We start from the raw sequence: 1,500 nt of genomic DNA on the forward strand, positions 1-1,500 counted from the left end.
CGCCACTGGCCTTCGGGCATCTTGCTCAGGCCGATCTGGCCGATGCGCAGGCGGCGGATCTGTTCGGCCTTCAGCCCGACCTGGGCGCACATCCACGCCAGCTGGCCCGGTCGCACGTCCTTGATCGCAAGCCGCAGGCGCTGCTCGCTCTGCCAGCTGACTTTGCAGCCGGGCAGGCTGCGGTTCTGGTAGATCAGCCCCTGGGTCAGCTTGGGCATCGCCCACGGCGTCGGCTCGCCACTGACCTCCACCACGTATTCCTGTTCCAGGGTGTGCCCGGTTTCGAGCAGATGGCGGCGGATACGCCAGTCCTGGGTGAACACGACCAGGCCGCTGGCGGCGTCGTCCAGTGGCATCAGTGCCTCCAGACGCAGGAAATGACGGCGCAGCGGGCGGATGCCCGAGTAATCGCCCTCGAAGTGGTTGGCCTCGGTCAGTAGCGCCGGCAGGTCGGCGCTGCTGGCGCCGGCCGGTTTGTTGAGCAGCAAGGTCGCCGGTTCGGCGGCCTCGGCACTGGCTTCGCTGGCCACGGTGACGGTTTCCCCGGTCACCATCGTCTGCGGGGTTTCCACCACCACACCATCGACGCTGACCCAGCCGCCTTCGATGTACTGCTGGGCCTGCGCGCGCGAGCACTGCAGCAGCGCGCAGACGCGCTTGTCGAGACGGATCGGGGTGGTCATGGCGGCGGGAAGATCAACGACGGCCGGCGAGTGTAGCGCCGCAGGCCCCTCGCCGCGATGGCCGGCTCAGGCGCTCTCGTGTTCCAGCGCGGTCAGATACAGGCGCAGATCGAACTCGAACTGGTGGTAATCCGGCTCCATGTGCAGGCACAGCTGGTAGAAGGCCTTGTTGTGGTCGGCTTCCTTCATGTGCGCCAGCTCATGCACCACGATCATCCGCAGGAACTCGGCCGGGGCGTCGCGGAACACGCTGGCGATGCGGATTTCGCGGCTGGCCTTGAGCTTGCCGCCATGGTTGCGGGAAATGGTGGTGTGGGTGCCCAGCGCGTGCTTGATCACCTGCAGCTTGCCGTCGTAGAGCACCTTGCCCAGCGGCTGCGACTGGCGCAGGTGGCGGTCTTTGAGCGCCTGCACGTAGTCATAGAGCTGGCGGTCGTTGCGCACGGCATGGGGTTGCGCATAGCGCTTGCGCACGGCCTCGCCGAGCTTGCCGGCGTCCAGCAGCTCGCGGGCGCGCTGTTGCAGGTGCTCGGGATAGCCGTTCAGGTACTTCAGGGGGAGCATTGGCATCGGCAGTACGTGGGGCAGGCCGGTATCATGGCAGGCCACAGCAACAGAACCGCGAATCACGAAGATGGCAAAGGCGAATCCGCTGCAGGAACAGCTGCTCAAGGCCGGGCTGGTCAAGAAATCCCAGGTGTCGCAGGTCGCGCGCGAGCAGGTCAAGGCACGGCATGGCAAAGGCCCGGCGGCCCCCACCGAAAGCCAGCGTGAGGCCGAACGCGCCCGCGCCGAAAAGGCCGAGGCCGATCGCCTG

At 66.9% G+C, this 1,500-nt stretch carries 3 protein-coding genes; 1 reads left to right on the forward strand and 2 read right to left on the reverse strand.

Annotation, left to right across the window (positions count from 1 at the left end; translation table 11 throughout):
* Positions 1–683: RNA pseudouridine synthase (locus tag JCM9942_RS15740; RefSeq protein WP_054660803.1), on the reverse strand; the 683-nt coding region annotated here is incomplete at its 3' end.
* Between the two features lie 66 nt (positions 684–749).
* Positions 750–1,247 (reverse strand): M48 metallopeptidase family protein, encoded by a 498-nt coding sequence (locus tag JCM9942_RS15745; RefSeq protein WP_054660805.1) that lies wholly within the window; start codon positions 1,245–1,247, stop codon positions 750–752.
* A gap of 70 nt (positions 1,248–1,317) precedes the next feature.
* On the opposite strand from JCM9942_RS15745, the gene JCM9942_RS15750 reads away from it, so the two are divergent.
* The coding region (locus JCM9942_RS15750; protein WP_157722986.1) for a DUF2058 family protein at positions 1,318–1,500 on the forward strand (183 nt) is incomplete at its 3' end.

It is taken from the genome of Stenotrophomonas pictorum JCM 9942 (genome assembly GCF_001310775.1).
Taxonomy (GTDB): Bacteria; Pseudomonadota; Gammaproteobacteria; order Xanthomonadales; family Xanthomonadaceae; genus Stenotrophomonas; species Stenotrophomonas pictorum.

Bases quoted from the DNA above. Each gene is read 5' to 3' on its own strand.
- JCM9942_RS15745 (WP_054660805.1), bottom strand. From the start codon at position 1,247: ATGCTCCCCCTGAAGTACCTGAACGGCTATCCCGAGCACCTGCAACAG.